Below are 18,338 nucleotides of genomic sequence, written 5' to 3' on the forward strand. Positions count from 1 at the left end.
CCTGAACAATCATAAAACCCCCTGGCCGGTTGGCAACCGTCCAGGGGGTTTTTGGCGTCATAACGTTAATCGCGGTTATTGTTCACGAAAATAAAGATGTAGCGCAGAAGCTCCAGCACGGAGATCAGCGCGGCAGCCACATAGGTCAGGGCCGCGGCGTTCAGCACTTTGGCGACGCCTCTTTCTTCTTCGTTTGTGATATATCCTTCGGCCACCATAATGTCGCGGGCGCGGTTGCTGGCATTAAATTCGACCGGCAGCGTAATGAGCTGGAAGGCGACGGCAACGGAGAAGAAGATGATCCCGATCCCGAGAAGCCCCATCCACTGGAACAGGAAGCCGGCGATAATCAGCAAAGGAGCGATCCCCGACGCAAAGTTGACGATCGGGAATATCCGGTGTCTCAGCACGAGCATCGGATAATGCTGTTTGTGCTGAATGGCGTGTCCGACCTCGTGACAGGCGACCGAAACCGCCGAAATCGAATTTTCGTAGTAGACCGGTTCGGATAAGCGGACCACGCGGTGAATCGGATCGTAGTGGTCGGATAACGCGCCGCGCACCGGTTCGATCGGAACATCGTGCAAACCGTTGCTGTCAAGCATATGCCGGGCTGCATCGTAGCCGGTCATGCCGCTGGCCGCCGGTACGTCCGACCATTTTCTGAACGTTCCCTGGACCCGGAACTGCGCCCACAAGGAAAAACCGAACGCAATGATAATAAGAATATACATTCCCATCTTACAACCTCCTGCTTGTGTCGATACCTGTAAAATAGAACCTCGCTAAAGGGTAGGTCCTTGTTCGAGGAAAAGCCTGATCGCCTCGATGCATGCCGCGCCCTGCGGCAGCAAATTCAGCAGCAGGCGCCGCGCTTGCCCGGGTTTCATCTTCTCGAGAAGGGGGCTGAGCTCCTTGACCTCGCGTTCCAGCTGCTGCATTTGCAGCTCCAGGTGGGAAAGCCTGTCGGATACGTGATGGATCTCGGGGGCGGCATCCCATTTGGCAAGCGTCTGGCGAATCTCTTCCAGAGTATATTTCTCTTGTTTCAATTCATTAATACGTTTGAGACGGAGCAAGGTTTCATGGCTGTACAAACGATAATTTTTAAGAGTGCGCTTTTCGGGGGAGATCAACCCCAGCTTGGTATAGTAGTCGATCGTACGCTCGCTGACGCCCCCGGCCTTAGCCAATTCACCGATCCGGTAAAGTTTCATATCCCCATCTAAACCACCTCACCGAAAAAAGTTTGCGGATGCTGATTGGTTGCAGTATCCCGAGCTCTATAGAATGAACGTCTCATTTTTGTCGGTTTTCTAAAAAAGGATGCTCCGGTTCGTTCAATCTATGTAACTCATTTTAATGACCTGTAGATAAAAATATGATACATGATAACGAACCGTACAGTCAAACGTTACGGTTTTATAATATAACAATTCATGTAATATATTTTTACATATATTATTTTTTCGAGAATTGTATTGTCAATTTCCTGCTTATCTGTTTATAATGTGATTAATAATTTCGTAATATGTTATAAAAACTAACATTAAAGAGGAGTGGGGAACATGAACAAAAAGTGGCTTGGCGGTGGATTGGCTTTTCTTGCGCTGATGGCATTTCCGGCAACGGTATTTGCCGATGACGGGGCAAGCAATATGGTGCTTCAGACGGGACTGAACACGTTTTTCGTATTTATGGCCGCGATGCTCGTCTTTTTTATGCAGGCGGGATTCGCCCTTCTGGAGGCCGGTTCGGTGCGGATGAAAAACGCGGGCCATATTGCCGGGAAAACGGTGCTGACCCTCGGAATCGCCATCGTCGTGTTTTGGGCGTTCGGGTTTGGCCTCGGATTCGGAAACGGCAACAGCCTTTTCGGAACGACCGGATTTTTTATGACCGGCGATTCGATGGCTTCCTCTTTTGACGCGCTTTCGGCGTCGGAGGTCTCTTTATCGGTGAAGTTTTTGTTCCAGCTGTCGTTTGCGGCCGTTTCGCTGGCGATTGCCTGCGGCGGCATGGCGGAACGCGCCAAGCTGAGCGTATATATCGTATTCGGCACGTTGTTCATGATCGTGATTTATCCCGTGGTGGCCCATTGGGTGTGGGGCGGCGGCTGGCTCGGCCAACTCGGCATGCAGGATTTCGCGGGTTCGGCCGTCGTACATTTGACGGGGGCGACCGCGGCGCTGGTCATTACCTACCTGCTTAAACCGCGTCTTGGCAAATACAATAAGGATGGCAAACCAAACAGCATTCCGGGTCATAATCAAGTGCTTTCCGTTCTGGGCGTGTTTATTCTGTGGATCGGCTGGTTCGGCTTCAATCCGGGCAGCACGCTTTCGGCACTGATGGACGGCTTTTTCGGATACGTCGCGCTGACGACCAATCTGGCGGTGGCGGCGGGCGCTATCGCGGCGCTGTTCATCTCATGGGCGGTATTCGGGAAAGCGGACATTCCTAGCATGCTGAACGGCGTGTTGGCCGCGCTCGTGGCGATTACGGGCGCTTGCGCGTTCGTCGACGCATGGGCTGCCGTTGTCATCGGCGCCGTCGCCGGCATCGTCACCTTCTTTACGGCGCAGTGGTTTGAAAGAGCGGGCATCGACGATCCGATCTATGCTTTTTCCGTTCACGGCATTGCCGGCATTTGGGGGGCGATCTCCACAGGATTGTTTGCGACGCCGGAACTCGTGGAAAAAACCGGGGTCGGCAAACCGGGGCTGTTCTACGGAGGAGGATTCGGGCAGCTGGGCGTACAGCTGCTGGGCGTGCTCGGCGCCTTTGTATTCGTGTTCGTCATCTCGTTTGTGATCGTCGGCATCATGAAAGCGACGATGGGAATCCGCGTCACGGAGGAAGAAGAAATGATGGGGCTGGACATCAGCGAACACGGCGCCTACGGGTATCCGGAGCAAATGAAGCTCATCGCCGGCGCCGAGGCGGGAAAATCCGCTTCCGAGATGCCTTCCGTCTCCAAACCGGCGGTAGGGACCGGCGATTCCTTTTAATCCGAAAAAAGCAGGCGAGGACGCAGCGTTTCGTCGACGAGTGCAGCATGACGGCTTGACAGGGGGGTATCGGGTATGGAGCCGGTGAAAAACGCGAAACATGAACCGGATTTGGAGCTCATCAGGCATGCGGATACGCGCGAGCAGCTTCGGGAAGGCAGGCGGGCTTGCCAGTCCCGGATCGAATATTTATATGCGGAAATGCCGATTGCAGCCTGGACGGCGCTTGTGAACGACATGCATGACGAGGTGGCCGCCAGGGCGGCTGCGGTGTGCGAGAAGGAACTGAAGGAAGCGGGTTACGGCCCGCCTCCGGTTCCGTATGCTTTGGTCGTGTTCGGCAGCTCCGGCCGCCGGGAATCCACGCCTTGGAGCGACCAGGATAACGGGCTGATCGTCAGCGACGAAGCCAGTGGACATAAGGACAAGTATTTCGCCGCTTTCGGGCGCCGTCTGTCCGATCTGCTGGAATATGCGGGATATGAGAAATGCAAGGGAAAGGTTATGTGCTCCGAGCCGGCCTGGAACCAAACGCTTGGGCAATGGAGACATCGGCTGGCTGGCTGGCATCGGGATCTCAGCTGGGAGAACGTGCGCAACCTGATGATCGCGTCGGATCTGCGCTGGATCGCCGGCGACCCGTCGCTGGCGGCTGCCTGGAAAAGTTGTTTTGCCCATGGCTTGAACGAATCGCCGGAAACGGCGACCGCCATTTTGCGGAATACGGTGAGGCACAAAGCGACGCTGAACATTCTCGGTCAGGTGGTGACCGAACGTTTCGGCGAACATGCCGGCGAATTCGACGTCAAATACGGGGTGTATATACCGCTCGTCAACAGCATCCGCTATATGGCGCTGCAGGAAGGGGTCCATGAAACCTCGACGTTGAAACGGCTGGAAAAGCTGACCCTGCTGGACGGCGGAAACCTTCTGTTTGAAAATTGCCAGCGCGCTTTTTTGACCGCATTGACGCTCCGCGCATCGGCCACATATACGCTCCGGAACGGCGTGTACTCCAGCAGCGGTTATTTGCCGCAGACCGAGCTGAAGCAAAAACCTCTTCTGTATAAGCTGAGGGAAAGCCTGACGACGGTCAGGCGCACGCACCGGGCGCTGCAAAGAAGGCTGCGTTTTGCGGAGAAGGGGAGATTATGAAGGCTCCGGAACGCGGAAACGGGGGGTTTTGGAGTTTGCTGCGCCAAGGAGGCGTCCCGTCCGCGATCGCTTCCGTCATGGGGGGCGCCTCCGCCCAGCAGATGGCTTTTATCCGCTCGCTGATGAGGGAACAACGCCGCCCGGAAATGCTGCATACTCCTTTGCATAAACTGAAGACGGTCATTTTCGATTTGGAGACGACCGGGTTCAACGTCCAACAGGGCGATGAAATTTTGTCCATCGGCGCTTTGAAGGCCGACGGCCAGCATATCGTGGAAGAGGAGCCGTTTTATACGCTGGTGAAAGCCAAGCGGCCGGTCCCTCCGCAAATTACGGAGCTCACGGGTATAACGCAGCCGATGATCGACCAGGCTCCGCCGTTGATCGAAGGCCTGCACGACTTTATGCATTTCGTCGGGGACCGGGTGCTGGTCGCCCATGCCAGCGGGCATGACAAAGCGTTCCTGAACGCGGCCTTGTGGAAGACGTCCAAGGTGAATCTCGGCCACCGGGTCCTGGATACGATGATGATCGCCCGTTGGCTCGGTCCCGGCCTCCCGAGTTATTCGCTGGATGCGCTGCTTTCGGAAAAAGGCATTCCGGTTGAAGGCAGGCATCATGCGCTGGAAGACGCGAGGATGACGGCCAAGCTGTGGGTTTCCTACCTGCGGGACATTGCGGAAAGCCGCAAGGCGGAGACGCTCGGCGACCTGTACGCTTGTCTCAGCCATGCGTGACGTCCGCAGGAATCAAATGATATAAACCGTTTTTTCCTTTTTCGATCATATAACCGTTTAGTTCGATTTCGCACCCCGTTTTTGCGGGACTGCCGATGAGGTACGCGCTGAGCATGCCCGCGAATAAAGGCAGCTGCCGCAGATCTTCATCGGAAGGAACGGGCGGCGAGGAAGGGTGGGAGTGGAACAGGCCGATCAGGCCGCCGCCCCGCAAGCATTCCCGCGTCCATTCCGCCGGGTCCAGGACGAAACGGTGCAGCGGGTCAGGCGCTACGTTGCGAATCGGGGCAAAGGCGTCGATTCGCATGCCGCCCGCTGCAGCTTTACCCCGCAACACGCCGCAGGTTTCATATGGCAGTCCGGAAACAAGGTGTTCGGCGATTTGCCTTCCGCACGAGGCATTGAGCCGGATTTCCCGCCGGACCGTATGAGGATCTGCCAACCGTAGTTCTCCCCTCTCGATGGCCTCTGCTCAATGGAAGCAGAGGTATTTTTTTTAACGTCAGTCCGACGTTTTTTCGTTTTTTGGCCATTTTCTGCAAACGATTTGTAAGTTCCGATGAAAAGAGGGTACAATACAGAATAGCCACTACAATACGAAAAGGAACGAAGACATCCATGAAGCGTAATCTATATATTCTTCTTGGCGTCATCGTCTTAATCGGCATCGCGCTTTACCAAAATGCGGGACCCGGCATTCAGGCGGCGTTCCAGCATGAAAAACCGATGCCTACCGAGACGGGGCCCGAAGCCGGGCTGCTTGCTCCCGCATTCACCGCCCAAGGACTGGACGGCAAGGAGTATCATGTGGGCGGAACCCGGGATAAAGCGATTTTGCTGAATTTTTGGGCGTCCTGGTGCGAACCGTGCAAGCAGGAAGCGCCCGAGCTGAACGCCATTGCCGAGAAATACAAGGACAGCTTGGCCGTTTACGGCGTGAACGTGACCAAATACGACACCAAAAAAAACGCGCAGAAGTTCGTCGACAAATACGGGGTTCAATTCCCGGTCATGTTCGACCTCAAAGCCGACATTTACGAAAAGCAGTATAAAGGGGTCGTTTTCCCGACGAACGTGCTGATCGACAAGCGCGGGGTCGTGCAGGAAATCGTGCTCGGCATTTTGCCGCAAAAGGATTTGGAGAAAAAGGTAAAAAAACTCATCAACTCCTGACATGCAGACAGGCCTTGCCGGCCGCCATACGAAAAAACCTCGGTGCCCTATGCGGACGTCCGAGGTTTTTTTGCCGTGCTGCCGTCTTAATGATTGACAAGTCCCCGCTGCTCCGAGGCAGGCAATTCCTGCGCCGCATCCCGTTCGTTCAAGGCTTGCCCGAGAAGCGCATACCGCATACTGTCGACGAGCGCCTCCCAGCTCGCTTCGATGACGTTGCCCGATACGCCGACGGTATTCCACGAGTTGTTGATGTCCCGCGATTCGATCAGCACGCGGACTTTGGCCGCCGTGGCGTCCTTTTCGTCCAGCACGCGGACCTTATAGTCGGACAGATGCATCTCTTTGATCGCCGGGAAGTATTGGACGAGCGCTTTCCGCAAGGCGTTGTCCAGCGCGTTGACCGGACCGTTGCCTTCGGCGGCGGTGTATACGTTGTTGCCGGCCACGTTCAGCTTCACGAAGGCTTCGGACATGACCGGCTGTCCTGCCGTTTTTTCGACGAGCATTTTAAAGGATTCGAAGGTGAAAAGCTCCTTCATTTCCCCGCCGGCTTCGCGCAGCAGCAGCTCCAGGGAGGCGTCGGCGGCTTCGAAGGTATAACCTTGGTGCTCCAAATCCTTGATTTTGTCGATTACTTTGCGCGACTGTTCGTTCGCCGGATCAAAGTCGAGCCCCATATCCTGCGCCTTCGAAACGATGTTGCTTTGCCCTGCCAGGTCGGATACGAGGACGCGCTGTTTGTTGCCCACCCATTCGGGAACGATGTGCTCGTAGGTCCTGGAGTCCCGGAGAATCGCGGACACGTGGATGCCCCCTTTGTGGGCGAAGGCAGCGTTTCCGACGTACGGCTGGTTCACCGGCATGTTGACGTTGGCGATTTCGCTGACGTAACGGGCGGTGTTCGTCAGCTGCTTCAGGCGCTCCTCGCCGATGCACTCATATCCGAGCTTGAGCTGCAGATTCGGGATGATCGAGCACAGGTTGGCGTTGCCGCAGCGCTCGCCGTAACCGTTGATCGTGCCCTGCACCTGGCGGGCGCCGGCCTGGACGGCGCTAAGCGTATTGGCGACGGCCAGCTCGCAGTCGTTATGGGTGTGGATGCCGAGATTCGCATCCGGCACGCTGGCATGGAACGAGGCAACGATGCTTCCGATTTCATGCGGCAGCGTGCCGCCGTTGGTATCGCACATGACGAGCCAATCCGCGCCGGCCTCTTTCGCTTTTTTGAGCACGGCGACGGCGTATTCGGGGTTGTTTTTGTAGCCGTCGAAAAAATGCTCCGCGTCAAAAATGACCTCCAGCCCTTTACGCTTTAAATAAGCAACCGAATCGTAAATCATCGCCAGATTTTCTTCCAGCGTCGTTTGCAGCGCGGTATGCACATGGAAATCCCATGATTTCCCGACAAGCGTGGCCGCCTGGGCGCCGGACTCGATGATCCGGTTCAAGTTCGCGTCCTGATCGGCGATGCTGTCCTTGCGCCGGGTGCTGCCGAAGGCGGTGATTTTGGCGTTGAGGCCGAGCTGCCCCACCCGTTTGAAAAATTCGATGTCCTTGCTGTTGCTTCCCGGAATCCCGCCTTCAATATATGAAACACCAAGTTCATCGAGCTTTTTGGCAATTTTGAGTTTGTCGTCCGCCGACAAGCTGACCCCTTCTCCTTGAGTGCCGTCGCGCAGGGTTGTGTCGAAGATGGATATGGACTTTGACATGAAAGCGTCCTCCTTTGGAAGTCTTATGAATTCGTTTTTGGTTTTAGCGGGAATCTAACGATCCACATATATAGTAAATTATTATAGCATTTTTACGCGGGAATGTAACAAAGAATTCCGTGTTTTTCGCGTGTTCCCCATTCTTGACCTGTTGCCGGGGGAACGTTATGCTGAACGTAACGAAATTTTCGAAGGTGAGAAGGCTCATGAATAGGGACGTAGACGCTTATTATCCAACGAACGGAAGGGTCATTTTGCATGTGGATATGAACGCTTTTTACTGCTCGGTCCATGAGGCGGAGGAGCCGGACAAGTACCGCGGCAAACCGACGGCGGTGGCCGGGAGCATCGAGCTGCGCAAAGGCATCATCGTCACCTGCTCCTATGCGGCAAGGCGGAGGGGCATTTCGACCGGCATGCACGTCAACCGCGCGCTGAAGCAATGTCCGGAGCTGATCCTCATCAAACCGGACTTCCATTTATACCGCAAATATTCGAAAGCGTTCATGAAAATCGCCTACTCCTACACGCCGCTGATGCAGGCGACATCGATCGACGAATGTTACCTCGACATTACCGGTTCGAGGCAGTTCGGCACGCCGCAGCAGATCGCGGAGGAAATTCAAAGGCGGATCGACGAGGAGCTCGGCCTGCCGTGCTCGGTGGGCATCGCTCCGAACAAGCTGCTGGCCAAAATGGCATCCGACATGAAAAAGCCGCGCGGCATTTCCGTCCTGCGCATTCGCGACGTCCCGCGCCTGCTCTGGAACAAGCCCTGCGGCGAATTGTTCGGCATCGGCGGCAAAACGGCCGAAAAGCTGCGCAAAATCGGGATCCATACGATCGGGCAATTGGCAAAAACCGACGAAGAGGCGCTGATCCGCACGTTCGGCGTGATGGGCGTGTGGATGAAGCAGGCGGCAAACGGCATCGACCATTCGCCCGTGCTGGAGGAACGCGAGCCCAATAAGTCGATCGGGCATACGACCACGCTGCCGGCCGACATTCAGGAACGCGAGGACGTCCATAGGGTGCTGCTCAACATCAGCGACCAGGTCGCGCGCCGGCTGAGGCGGCAGGGGCTTGTCGCAGGGGGCGTCCAAATCACGATCCGGACCCCGGACATGAAAACGATCACCCGCAGCCGCATGCTGGACACGCCGACGGAGACCGCGGGCGACATCTACGATGAAGCCCGGCGCCTGTACGCGGAGCATTGGAGCTGGGATAAGCCGGTGCGGCTGCTCGGCATTACGCTGCAGCACTTGACGCCGAAAAGCGAAGCGGCGATCCAGCTGGACCTTTTCGAATATGAAAAACAGCCGAAAAAAGAAATGCTGACGCAAACGATGGATATGCTCCGCAACAAATTCGGCGAAAACGCCGTGGTCACGGCCGGCATGCTGGGGGACGATCCGTCGGTGCTGCTGCGCAACCATAAGGTGCGGGGAACGTCGCTTCAAATGGATTTCGTAGGCAAAGACGGGCTGGATCTTCCTTGATTCCCATCGATATTCATCACATATCCGGCAGCGAAAGTGACATTGATCATTGGCATTTTGCCCAAGGTGGATTAAGATAGGTCTGGCGGCCGCATCAGGCCAACTTGAAACGCTCGCGTTTGATGTTGAAAGAGGAGGCTCTCAAGAAATCATGGCGAAATACTGCTGGGTAGACAAAGATACATGCATTTCCTGCGGGGCATGCGGGGCTACGGCGCCGGACATTTTCGATTATGATGACGAAGGTCTCGCCGAGGTCGTCTTCGGCGGAGACGGCAATGAAGGCATGACCGAAATTCCGGAGGACCTGTTCGACGATATGCAGGATGCGGCGGACGGATGTCCGACCGATTCCATTAAGGTAGCGGACAGCCCTTTTCGCGCCCTGATTGAGAAATAAGCGCAAGAGGAAGCTGCTGCGGCACCCCCTTTCCGATCCGTCCGGGAAGGGGGTGTTTTTTTTGACGCCCCGACCCGATATATATAGAAAAGACGTTGTGAGGGATGGAGGACCCCGTGAGAAATTCACTTTATTTGAAAAAATACGTCCAGATGCACCCGGATAACAAAATGGGATGGTATTTGCTGGGCAAGGAGTACGAAAAAGAAGGGCAGCTGGGCAAGGCGAATTACTGTTTTAACCGGTCCGGCGGCATCTATGAAGCGTTCGAAACGAGCAAAATGCCATCCGATATATGGAAGGAATACGAGCAAAGGCTGCTGCAGCAGGCCGAGGAAAGGGAACGGCGGTCCGTTCGGCTGCGCCGCTTGCTGGTGGCCGTCATGGTTTTGCTGCTCGCATTGGTCCCGTCGGTGGATGCGCCAAGCCGGCATCGGAAGGCGCAAGAAGCGCCGGCCGTTCATCGGCCAGATCCGGCTGCCGGTAAGGAGAGGGCGCAGGCTGACCCGCAAGGAGGCGGCAAGGAGCCGGTGACGGAGGAAGGGGCGGTCATGTTTACGGCCGTGAAGGAAGGCGGTCTGGAAAAAGGCGTGACGCCGATCGCGCCGGGGCCGTTAGCCCACCCCAAGCTGCTTGGAAGCCGTCTGGCCGTCCTGGAGATGAAAAAACAGGGGAACTGGCTGGCGTGGAAGCGCCGGCTGCCGGTCGGATATACGCTGGAAAACAAAGGTTCGGGAGCGGTCGCTTACCAGTCATACGATCCGAAAACGTGCAGCTGCCGCCCGGAGGATGGGGACAAGCTGGCCAAAGCCGCGTCCGCCTGGACGGAGAAGCAGGAGGAGCTGGCGCTGTTGAGCAGCGCGATTCGGGCATATCAAAGCCAAACGGGCCAATACCCCGAAAAGCTGGAGGATTTGGTGCGCCCGTTTCCGGACAACTGGATTTCCGGGACGACGGAAGGGATGAAGGAAGCGTTCCTGCCTCTTGTGCAGCGGGCGCGGGCGGAAGCGGCAGGACAGAAGCAGGATTCTTCGGACGCCGAAAAAGGAGGCGGGGCCGCGGGAAAAGGGCCTTTCGCCGATACATGGGGAGGCGGGCCTTATTTCGACGACCCGTTGACCATTCTCGTGGACAAGCAGAACCACCGCCTGGCCGTCGTGAGCGGAAACGTTATGCTGCGGAATTATAAGGTCGGACTCGGGGGCGAACGGACGCCTGAAGGCCGGTTTGCGATCACGGACAAAGTGATGAATCCGAATGGACGCGACGACGGGGAATTCGGCAGCAGGGGGATGCAGCTATCGGACACCAATTACGCCATCCACGGCACAAACGAGCCGGATAGCGTCGGAAAGGACGAATCCCAGGGCTGCATACGGATGAGCAGAGCCGATGCGGAGGAATTGTTCGACCTGGTGCCGATGGGGACGCCGGTTATCATTAGCAAAGGGGGCCTGCCCGACGATCTGCTCGCTCCGCAGGAGAAGTTCCGCACGAAGCGGGAGCAGGATCAGACAAACCCCCGTAAAACATACCACTGGCTGTAAATCAGGTGTTCCAAACAATCAGCACGACGATCAGCAGAATGAGAAGCAATAAACTAAGGCCGGACCAAAATATCGCCTTTCTGTTCACTTCTTCTTTTTTTTGCCGAAGTGTCGGAGGCTTGCGTTTGGTTGCCATACCGTTCTACCCTCTTTCTATCGATTTTCGGTGGACACCTCAATTGTAATGGGTTTATCCCCAAAAAACCAGCGGGACAAAGGGAGTGGCGGCGGAAGAAAGAAGGCAAAAAACTTTTCTTTTACCCCGGAAAAGGATAAACTGGAGAGTAGAGAAAAAACTTGCGGATGGAGAGGAAGAGTAACTGGTGCTGTACCGAAACGTGGCAAAACCGATTTTTTTTAAGATGGACCCGGAAAAAGCGCACCATTTGGTGATCGGAGGATTACATACGGCCGGTTCCTTCCCGGGAGGCTCCGGTTTTTTGAGAAGCATGTACGGCGTCACCGAAACGCCTGATCTGGCGGTCGATTTGTTCGGACTTCACTTTCCCACACCGGTAGGATTGGCGGCGGGGCTGGATAAAAACGCGGCAGCAGTGGAAGGGTTCTCTTCCATCGGATTCGGATTCATGGAGGTGGGGACGGTCACGCCGAAAGGGCAACCCGGCAACGATCGGCCCCGCCTGTTCCGCCTGCCTCCGGACGAGGCGCTGCTGAACCGGATGGGGTTCAACAACGAAGGGGCGGAAGCGATGGCGGGCAGACTGTCCCGCCTGAAAACAAGGCCCGTTCCGGTCGCCGTCAATATCGGCAAAAACAAGGTGACCCCCAACGAGGAAGCGTACAAGGATTATCAGGCTTGTCTTCGGACGCTGTATCCGTACGGCGACTTTTTCGTCGTGAACATCAGCTCGCCGAACACGCCTGATTTGCGGAATTTGCAGTACGGCAGCGAGCTTTCCTCGCTGATGGCGCATATTATGGAAGAGATGCGTCTGCAGGCGCAAAAGCACGGCAAATCCAAGCCGATTCTCGTCAAAATCGCTCCGGACGTCGCCAACGAGGAGCTCGAGATGATGGTTGACGCCCTTTCCGCGAGCGGGATTTCCGGCATTATCGCCACAAACACGACGGTCGGGCGGGACGGGCTGACCCATCCGAACAAAAAGGAAACCGGGGGAATCAGCGGCAGACCTCTCCGCGCGCGTTCCACGGAAGTGGTTTCGCGCGTCTACAGGCAGACGGCCGGCAAGCTGCCGATTATCGGATCGGGAGGCATTTTCAGCGCGGAGGATGCGTACGAAAAGATCCGGGCCGGAGCCAGCCTGGTCGAAATATATACAGCTCTTATATACGAAGGGCCCGAAGTGAACCGCCGGCTGCATGCCGGACTCAGGGAGCTTCTGCGCCGTGACGGATTTTCGAATATTTCCGAAGCCGTAGGAGCGGACCATCGCTGAGGGTGACAGACAGGAGGCATGTGAATGGACGGCAGGGATTGGGGATTATTTTTGCTACCGTATGAGCAAGCCGTTGAGGAACTGAAAGTGAAATTCAAAACGATGCGCGCCGAACTCAAAAAACGCGAAGAATATGCGCCGATCGAGTTCGTGACGGGACGCGTCAAACGGATTTCCAGCATCTTGGAGAAGGCGAAGCGGCTGAACGTCCCGATGGACCAGCTGGAGACCGGCATCGAGGATATCGCCGGGATTCGCATCATGTGCCAGTTCGTGGAGGATATCCGGCGCGTGGCCGAATATATCCGCAACCGCAAGGACCTGAAGCTCTTATACGAAAAAGATTACATTACCAATTACAAAGAAAGCGGCTACCGCAGTTTTCATATGATCGTGGAATATCCCGTGCAAACGGCGCTTGGACAGAAAAAGGTGCTTGCCGAGATCCAAATCAGGACGCTTGCGATGAACTTTTGGGCGACGATCGAGCATTCTTTAAGTTATAAGTACCGCGAAATGCTGCCGGAGGACGTGCGCAGACGCCTGCAAAAAACGGCGGAAGCGGCGGCTATTCTGGATAATGAAATGTCGGGCATCCGCGAAGAAATATTGGAGGCGCAGAAAAAATTCGAGGACGATTCCAACGTGACGTCCCAGGTGCTGACCTTGATTCACCAGCTGTATTTTTATCATCTCGTCAACGAGGCGATGGAATTCCAAGAACGGTTCAACCGGATCTGGTCCAGCCAAGACGGCCGCCCCGACATGGATGAGATGAAGCAGCTGCTCGAAGAAGTCAAACGGGTGATGGCGGGTTGCCGCAAGAACGACTCGCAAGAAGACTAGGCGCCGGCTTCCGGAAGCCTGTCGTCAAGACGAACATCATCCATACGTTCAACCTGCTGTCTTAGGAACAGCGGGTTGTTGTTTTTGATGGTGCATAAGCGAAACCGATTTTAACAAGACAGAACAGGATGATGAGAAACATGGCATTGCAGCTGCCTGCCGCTTTTCAGGAGCGCATGAAGTCGCTGTTGCAGGATCAGTACGAACGTTTCATCGCTTCATATGACCATGATCCGTACAGCGGAATCCGGGTCAACACGTTAAAAATATCCGTCGGCGACCTACTGGCGTCGAGCCCTTGGCAGCTGAAGCCGATTCCTTGGTGCGGAACGGGATTTTATACGGAGCCGGGCGACCGGCCGGGCAAACATCCCTATTATCATGCCGGGCTGTATTATATCCAGGAGCCCAGCGCGATGGCGCCCGTGGAGCTTTTGGATGTGCGTCCCGGCGACAAGGTGCTGGACCTTTGCGCGGCTCCCGGAGGCAAGTCGACCCAAATTGCGGCCAAGCTGCAAGGGGAAGGACTGCTGGTCAGCAACGACCTGAACCAGGAACGGACGAAGGCGCTGGCGAAAAATTTGGAGCTTTACGGGGTGAGAAACGGCGTCGTGCTTCAGGAGCATCCGGAGCGGATCGCCGCCAGCTTCCCGGCCTTTTTCGATAAAATCCTCGTGGATGCCCCCTGCTCGGGCGAAGGCATGTTCCGCAAGGACGAGGACATGGTTCGCCAGTGGACGGAAGAATCGCCGGACAAATACGCCGCCATGCAGCGGGAAATTTTGAAATCGGCGGCCAACATGCTGAAGCCGGGCGGGCGGATCGTGTATTCCACCTGCACGTTTTCTCCCGAAGAAAACGAGGCGATCATCGCCGAATTCCTGCTGGAGCAACCATGTTTTAGCGTCGCTCCGCCTCCGAGCGGGCTGTTCGCTCCGGGAGCCGCCGGCTGGCTTCGCGGCCATATGGAGGAATCCGACCAAATCCCGGATGACATCTGGGAGCAGGCGGAGCAGACCTCCCGTTTATGGCCGCATCTGATCGAAGGCGAAGGCCATTTCGTGGCCGTGCTGCAGCATGACGGAACCGGCACGGACGAGCCCGGCCGTTTTCTGGCTGCGACGGATCGCGGTTCCTCGGGCGGGGCACGTTTGGACGGCAAAGGCAAAGACCGAAAGGAACGAAGCCAGGGAATACCCAAAAAAGGCAAAAGAACAGCGAAAAAGCCGGACGGGGATGATCCGGCCGCCCAGCTGGAAGCCTACGGGAATTTCGTGCGCGACCATCTTGGGTTCGTTCCGGGCGGGTATACGATCATGTTCGGCCAGCATGTCTATCAATCGCCGCTTCCGCCGGGAGCATTGGACGGGCTGAAGGCTGTTCGTCCGGGGTGGTATATGGGCGATGCCAAAAACGGCCGCTTCGTGCCGGCCCATCCGCTGGCCACCGCCCTGCGCCCGCAGGAGTTTTGCCGCGTGCTTTCCTTGTCGTCGGAAACGGGCGAGGCGGTCCGGTATTTAAAGGGCGAAACGCTGAACGTCGAAGCGGACCGGATCCGCTGCACGGACGGGGTCCTGCCCAAAGGATACGTGCTTGTATGCATCGACGGCTATTCGGCGGGGTTTGGCAAATGGCAGGACGGAATGCTGAAAAACGAATACCCGGCAGGGTGGAGGTGGACCTCGGCGTGAGCGCAAAAGGAAGAAATACGCTGCGATTGGACAAGGCGCTGACCCATTTGGGGTATGGGAGCCGAAGCGACATCAAAAAATACGTGAAACAGGGCCTGATTACGGTGAACGGCGTCCGGGCAAAAGACAGCGGGATGCATGTCGATCCGGAAACGGACGTAATCCTGCTGGACGGGGAGCGGATCCATTACAGGGAGCACATCTACGTGATGCTGCATAAGCCGCCCGGCGTCGTATCGGCGACCGAAGACAACCGGGACCGGACCGTGCTGGATTTGCTGGCGCCCGAGTATTTGGCGTTCGAACCTTTTCCGGTGGGGCGGCTCGACAAGGACACCGAAGGGCTGCTGCTGCTGACCAATGACGGCAAGCTGGCGCATGAGCTGTTGTCCCCGAGGCGGCATGTGCCGAAAACCTACATGGCATTGGTGCTCGGAGAGGTTGGCGAGGCGGACGTCGAGCGGTTCGCCGAAGGGGTTACGCTGGACGACGGCTACGTGACGCAACCCGGAGAGCTCGTCGTGCTAGGGCACGATCGTCAAGGGGAAGAGGTCGTCTCCCGGATCGAGCTGACGATTCATGAAGGCAAGTTCCATCAGGTCAAGCGGATGTTCCAGTCGGTCGGCAAAAAGGTGGTCTATTTGAAACGGATCCGCATGGGCCGGTTGGATCTGGATCCTTCGCTGCAGCTCGGGGAATACCGGGAATTAACGGAAGACGAACTGGCCTTGCTAACGGGCCCGCAGGATTAAAGCGCAGTAAAAAAACGACTTGCGCGCAGATGACTAGATGACGTTTCTGTATAAAGCAAAGGAATGGTTTTTTGCATCAATCGAAGGGGTTTCAAAGCCAAATCCCTAAAATAGAGAAAAAGGATGGGTGGAGACATGAAATACAAGCTGATCGCTCTCGACGTCGACGGAACGCTGCTGAACGACAACCATGAACTGACCGAGCAAACGAAACAAACCATTCAGGAGGTATCGCGAACCGGAGCGGAAATCGTGCTCTGCACCGGGAGAGGCCCGCAAAACTCGATTCCGTTCATGGAAGAGATCGGGCTTAAAGGTTATGTGATCAGCCATAACGGGGCGGCGACGGTGGACGTCGTCACGAAGGAAGTCGTGCACCAATTCTCCATGGATACGAAAGCGATCCAGCCGTATATGGATTATTTCCGCGATAAAAAGGTTCATTTTGACGTCAATACGGCATTTCGCATGTATGTGGACGACGTGGACGGGATGGCTGTCGAGGTCCGCAGCATGTACGAGAATTTCCTGATGCTGCCTGCCAACCTGCCGCCGATTCAAGAGCTGGGCGAGCCGGTCGTAAAGGTGACGGCATTCGATTACGCCGACGTGCTGGACAAGGTCCATGAGGAAATCGGCAAATGGACGCCGGAATTCAACATTTTGCGAAGCGGCGAATATTTCCTGGACCTGATGCATCCGGACGCATCGAAGGGCAACGCGCTCAAGCAGCTGGCGGAACGCCGCGGGGTGCGCCCCGAAGAGGTGCTGGCGATCGGCAACTACTATAACGATATCACGATGCTGACCTTTGCGGGCATGGGCATCGCCATGGACAATTCCCCGCTGGAAGTGAAAGCGGCGGCCAACGAGGTAACCGCCTCGAACAACGAAGACGGCGTGCATGCGGCTTTGCTCAAATACTGCTTGTCTTGATGGAGTAACGGATATATAAAAACGAAGGTACCTTGAAGGCTTGCGGACAAGCCTTCAAGGTACCTTCGTTTGTTAAGGGAACGCGTTCCCTTCGGGATCAGAATTGGCGGAGTCCTTTCGGATAATGATTTTTCAGCTGCCCTCCGCTGGCTTTGCCCCACCCCACCGGAAGGCCGTCCACCGTCACGAGCGTCCAGCCGCGGAGATCGGCCGCAACGGGCAGCGTCTCGCCGCGCAGATAGGCCGCCGCCTCCGGCCCGTCCGCTTCCAGAAGGAGCCGCTGCTTGGCCTGTTCGGGGGCCAGCGCCATCGCAAGCGCATGGGCCGGTTCGACGCGGTTTTTCTTCAAGTGGGCCAAATGAAGCCCGGCCCGGGGAACCTTCAGCCCGTCGATCGGCAGCGGTTCGGTGGAGGGGAGAAGATACAAGGCTTCCCCGAACAAGACGGGCGTTCCCGCCGGCGGGACGAATCCGGGAAGCTCCTCCGCCGCCCAGGCGGCAAAGTCGCGATACGCCGCCAACTCCGCTTTGTTTTTGCCCTTGTCTTGCGGTTTGCGGGTTCGTTTTTGCTTTCCCGTCCGCTCTCCGTCATCCTTTTTGCGCAGCACGGCCACGAAATGCCCTTCTCCGTTTTCCTCATGCGGCCACAGCCGTTTCATGGAGACCAACTCCATATCCGGATAGGCGCTTGTGAAATGCGCCATCATCTCCTCGTTTTCGCTCAGGTTAAACGTGCAGGTCGAATAGGCCATCGTGCCTCCGGGTTTCAGCATCAAGTAGGCATGGTCCAAAATGTCGCGCTGGCGGGCGGCGCAGAGTTCGACCATGGCCGGAGACCACTCTTCGAGCGCGTTCGGATCTTTGCGGAACATGCCTTCGCCCGAGCAAGGCGCATCAAGCATGATCCGATCGAATGCCTCGGGAAACCGGCGGGACAGCTCGTCCGGCGGGGCGCAGGTGACCACGCTATTTGCGATGCCCATCCGCTCGACGTTTTCCGCAAGGATTTTGGCGCGTTCCGGATGGATTTCGTTGGAGACCAGCAGCCCCCGGCCGCGCATTTTAGAAGCGATATGGGTGCTTTTGCCTCCGGGAGCGGCCGCCAGATCCAGCACCGTTTCGCCCGGCTGCGGATCGAGCATCTCCACCGCCGACATGGCCGAAGGCTCCTGGATGTAGTAAAGTCCGGCCTGGTGGTAGGGATGTTTGCCCGGGCGCGCGGATTCGTTGTAATAATAACCGGTCGAACACCAGGGAACGGGCTTCAGGTCGAACATTCGGATCACGTTTTCCTGAAGCGCGGCCGTGGCCTTGGATTCATTGAAGCGCAATCCGTGGGTTCGCGGAAGATCGTAGGAGTGCAAAAAGGCGGGGAGATCCCCGCCCAGAATAGATTTCATTTGTTCAATGTACGCGGAAGGCAGCGATTCTTTGCCCATCGTTTAAGCTCCTTTTT

The 18,338-nt window shown here is 56.5% G+C and carries 18 protein-coding genes; 12 read left to right on the top strand and 6 right to left on the bottom strand.

What is annotated here, in order from left to right:
• Positions 1–65: 65 nt before the first annotated feature.
• A complete protein-coding gene (locus KI367_RS19115; RefSeq protein WP_036706702.1) occupies positions 66–740 on the bottom strand; it encodes a zinc metallopeptidase in 675 nt (224 codons plus the stop codon).
• A 45-nt stretch (positions 741–785) separates the two neighbouring features.
• Positions 786–1,217: a MerR family transcriptional regulator gene (locus tag KI367_RS19120; RefSeq protein ID WP_212951680.1), complete on the bottom strand. Its 432-nt coding sequence runs from the start codon at positions 1,215–1,217 to the stop codon at positions 786–788.
• A gap of 351 nt (positions 1,218–1,568) precedes the next feature.
• Here KI367_RS19120 and KI367_RS19125 point away from each other — a divergent pair, with 351 nt between their 5' ends.
• From KI367_RS19125 to KI367_RS19135, 3 genes are all read left to right on the top strand, one after another.
• Positions 1,569–3,011 (top strand): ammonium transporter, encoded by a 1,443-nt coding sequence (locus KI367_RS19125; protein ID WP_212951682.1) that lies wholly within the window; start codon positions 1,569–1,571, stop codon positions 3,009–3,011.
• Positions 3,012–3,086: 75 nt separating this feature from the next.
• Positions 3,087–4,166 carry a DUF294 nucleotidyltransferase-like domain-containing protein gene (locus tag KI367_RS19130; protein ID WP_212951684.1) on the top strand — a complete coding sequence of 360 codons (1,080 nt, stop codon included), beginning with the start codon at positions 3,087–3,089 and terminating at the stop codon, positions 4,164–4,166.
• Entirely contained in the window at positions 4,163–4,903 is a 741-nt protein-coding gene (locus KI367_RS19135) for an exonuclease domain-containing protein (protein WP_036706707.1), read from the top strand. The genes KI367_RS19130 and KI367_RS19135 overlap by 4 nt, the downstream gene beginning before the upstream one ends.
• Here the strand turns inward: KI367_RS19135 and KI367_RS19140 are convergent.
• Complete coding sequence (locus KI367_RS19140) at positions 4,890–5,345, bottom strand: Mov34/MPN/PAD-1 family protein (protein ID WP_212951686.1); 456 nt, start codon at positions 5,343–5,345, stop codon at positions 4,890–4,892. The two genes, KI367_RS19135 and KI367_RS19140, sit on opposite strands and share 14 nt — an antisense overlap.
• Positions 5,346–5,521: 176 nt before the next feature.
• Between KI367_RS19140 and KI367_RS19145 the strand changes: the two genes are divergently transcribed.
• Positions 5,522–6,076 carry a TlpA family protein disulfide reductase gene (locus KI367_RS19145; protein ID WP_212951688.1) on the top strand — a complete coding sequence of 185 codons (555 nt, stop codon included), beginning with the start codon at positions 5,522–5,524 and terminating at the stop codon, positions 6,074–6,076.
• Between the two features lie 86 nt (positions 6,077–6,162).
• On the opposite strand, the gene cimA is transcribed toward KI367_RS19145, so the two are convergent.
• Entirely contained in the window at positions 6,163–7,791 is a 1,629-nt protein-coding gene (gene cimA / locus KI367_RS19150) for a citramalate synthase (protein ID WP_212951689.1), read from the bottom strand.
• A 206-nt stretch (positions 7,792–7,997) separates the two neighbouring features.
• Between cimA and KI367_RS19155 the strand changes: the two genes are divergently transcribed.
• From KI367_RS19155 to KI367_RS19165, 3 genes are all read left to right on the top strand, one after another.
• A complete protein-coding gene (locus tag KI367_RS19155; RefSeq protein WP_212951691.1) occupies positions 7,998–9,293 on the top strand; it encodes a DNA polymerase IV in 1,296 nt (431 codons plus the stop codon).
• 151 nt (positions 9,294–9,444) lie between these two features.
• Positions 9,445–9,693, top strand: a complete 249-nt coding sequence (locus tag KI367_RS19160; RefSeq protein ID WP_036706709.1) for a ferredoxin — start codon at positions 9,445–9,447, stop codon at positions 9,691–9,693.
• Between the two features lie 116 nt (positions 9,694–9,809).
• Complete coding sequence (locus KI367_RS19165; protein WP_212951693.1) at positions 9,810–11,240, top strand: L,D-transpeptidase; 1,431 nt, start codon at positions 9,810–9,812, stop codon at positions 11,238–11,240.
• 1 nt (position 11,241) lies between these two features.
• On the opposite strand, the gene KI367_RS27480 is transcribed toward KI367_RS19165, so the two are convergent.
• Positions 11,242–11,376, bottom strand: a complete 135-nt coding sequence (locus tag KI367_RS27480; RefSeq protein WP_281422516.1) for a hypothetical protein — start codon at positions 11,374–11,376, stop codon at positions 11,242–11,244.
• 187 nt (positions 11,377–11,563) lie between these two features.
• Between KI367_RS27480 and KI367_RS19170 the strand changes: the two genes are divergently transcribed.
• The 5 genes from KI367_RS19170 to KI367_RS19190 all read left to right on the top strand — a co-directional run bounded on the left by KI367_RS19170 (position 11,564) and on the right by KI367_RS19190 (position 16,883).
• A complete protein-coding gene (locus tag KI367_RS19170; protein ID WP_212951694.1) occupies positions 11,564–12,658 on the top strand; it encodes a quinone-dependent dihydroorotate dehydrogenase in 1,095 nt (364 codons plus the stop codon).
• A gap of 24 nt (positions 12,659–12,682) precedes the next feature.
• Positions 12,683–13,504: a GTP diphosphokinase gene (gene yjbM, locus KI367_RS19175; protein WP_036706717.1), complete on the top strand. Its 822-nt coding sequence runs from the start codon at positions 12,683–12,685 to the stop codon at positions 13,502–13,504.
• A gap of 140 nt (positions 13,505–13,644) precedes the next feature.
• Positions 13,645–15,195 carry an RsmB/NOP family class I SAM-dependent RNA methyltransferase gene (locus KI367_RS19180; RefSeq protein ID WP_036706720.1) on the top strand — a complete coding sequence of 517 codons (1,551 nt, stop codon included), beginning with the start codon at positions 13,645–13,647 and terminating at the stop codon, positions 15,193–15,195.
• Positions 15,192–15,947: a pseudouridine synthase gene (locus tag KI367_RS19185; protein WP_212951696.1), complete on the top strand. Its 756-nt coding sequence runs from the start codon at positions 15,192–15,194 to the stop codon at positions 15,945–15,947. The genes KI367_RS19180 and KI367_RS19185 overlap by 4 nt, the downstream gene beginning before the upstream one ends.
• Before the next feature lie 135 nt (positions 15,948–16,082).
• Positions 16,083–16,883: a Cof-type HAD-IIB family hydrolase gene (locus KI367_RS19190; RefSeq protein WP_036706724.1), complete on the top strand. Its 801-nt coding sequence runs from the start codon at positions 16,083–16,085 to the stop codon at positions 16,881–16,883.
• Positions 16,884–16,980: 97 nt separating this feature from the next.
• On the opposite strand, the gene KI367_RS19195 is transcribed toward KI367_RS19190, so the two are convergent.
• Positions 16,981–18,321: an RsmF rRNA methyltransferase first C-terminal domain-containing protein gene (locus KI367_RS19195; RefSeq protein ID WP_212951698.1), complete on the bottom strand. Its 1,341-nt coding sequence runs from the start codon at positions 18,319–18,321 to the stop codon at positions 16,981–16,983.
• Positions 18,322–18,338 lie beyond the last annotated feature (17 nt).

This window comes from Paenibacillus cookii, from assembly GCF_018333375.1.
Classification (GTDB): Bacteria; Bacillota; Bacilli; order Paenibacillales; family Paenibacillaceae; genus Paenibacillus_AQ; species Paenibacillus_AQ cookii.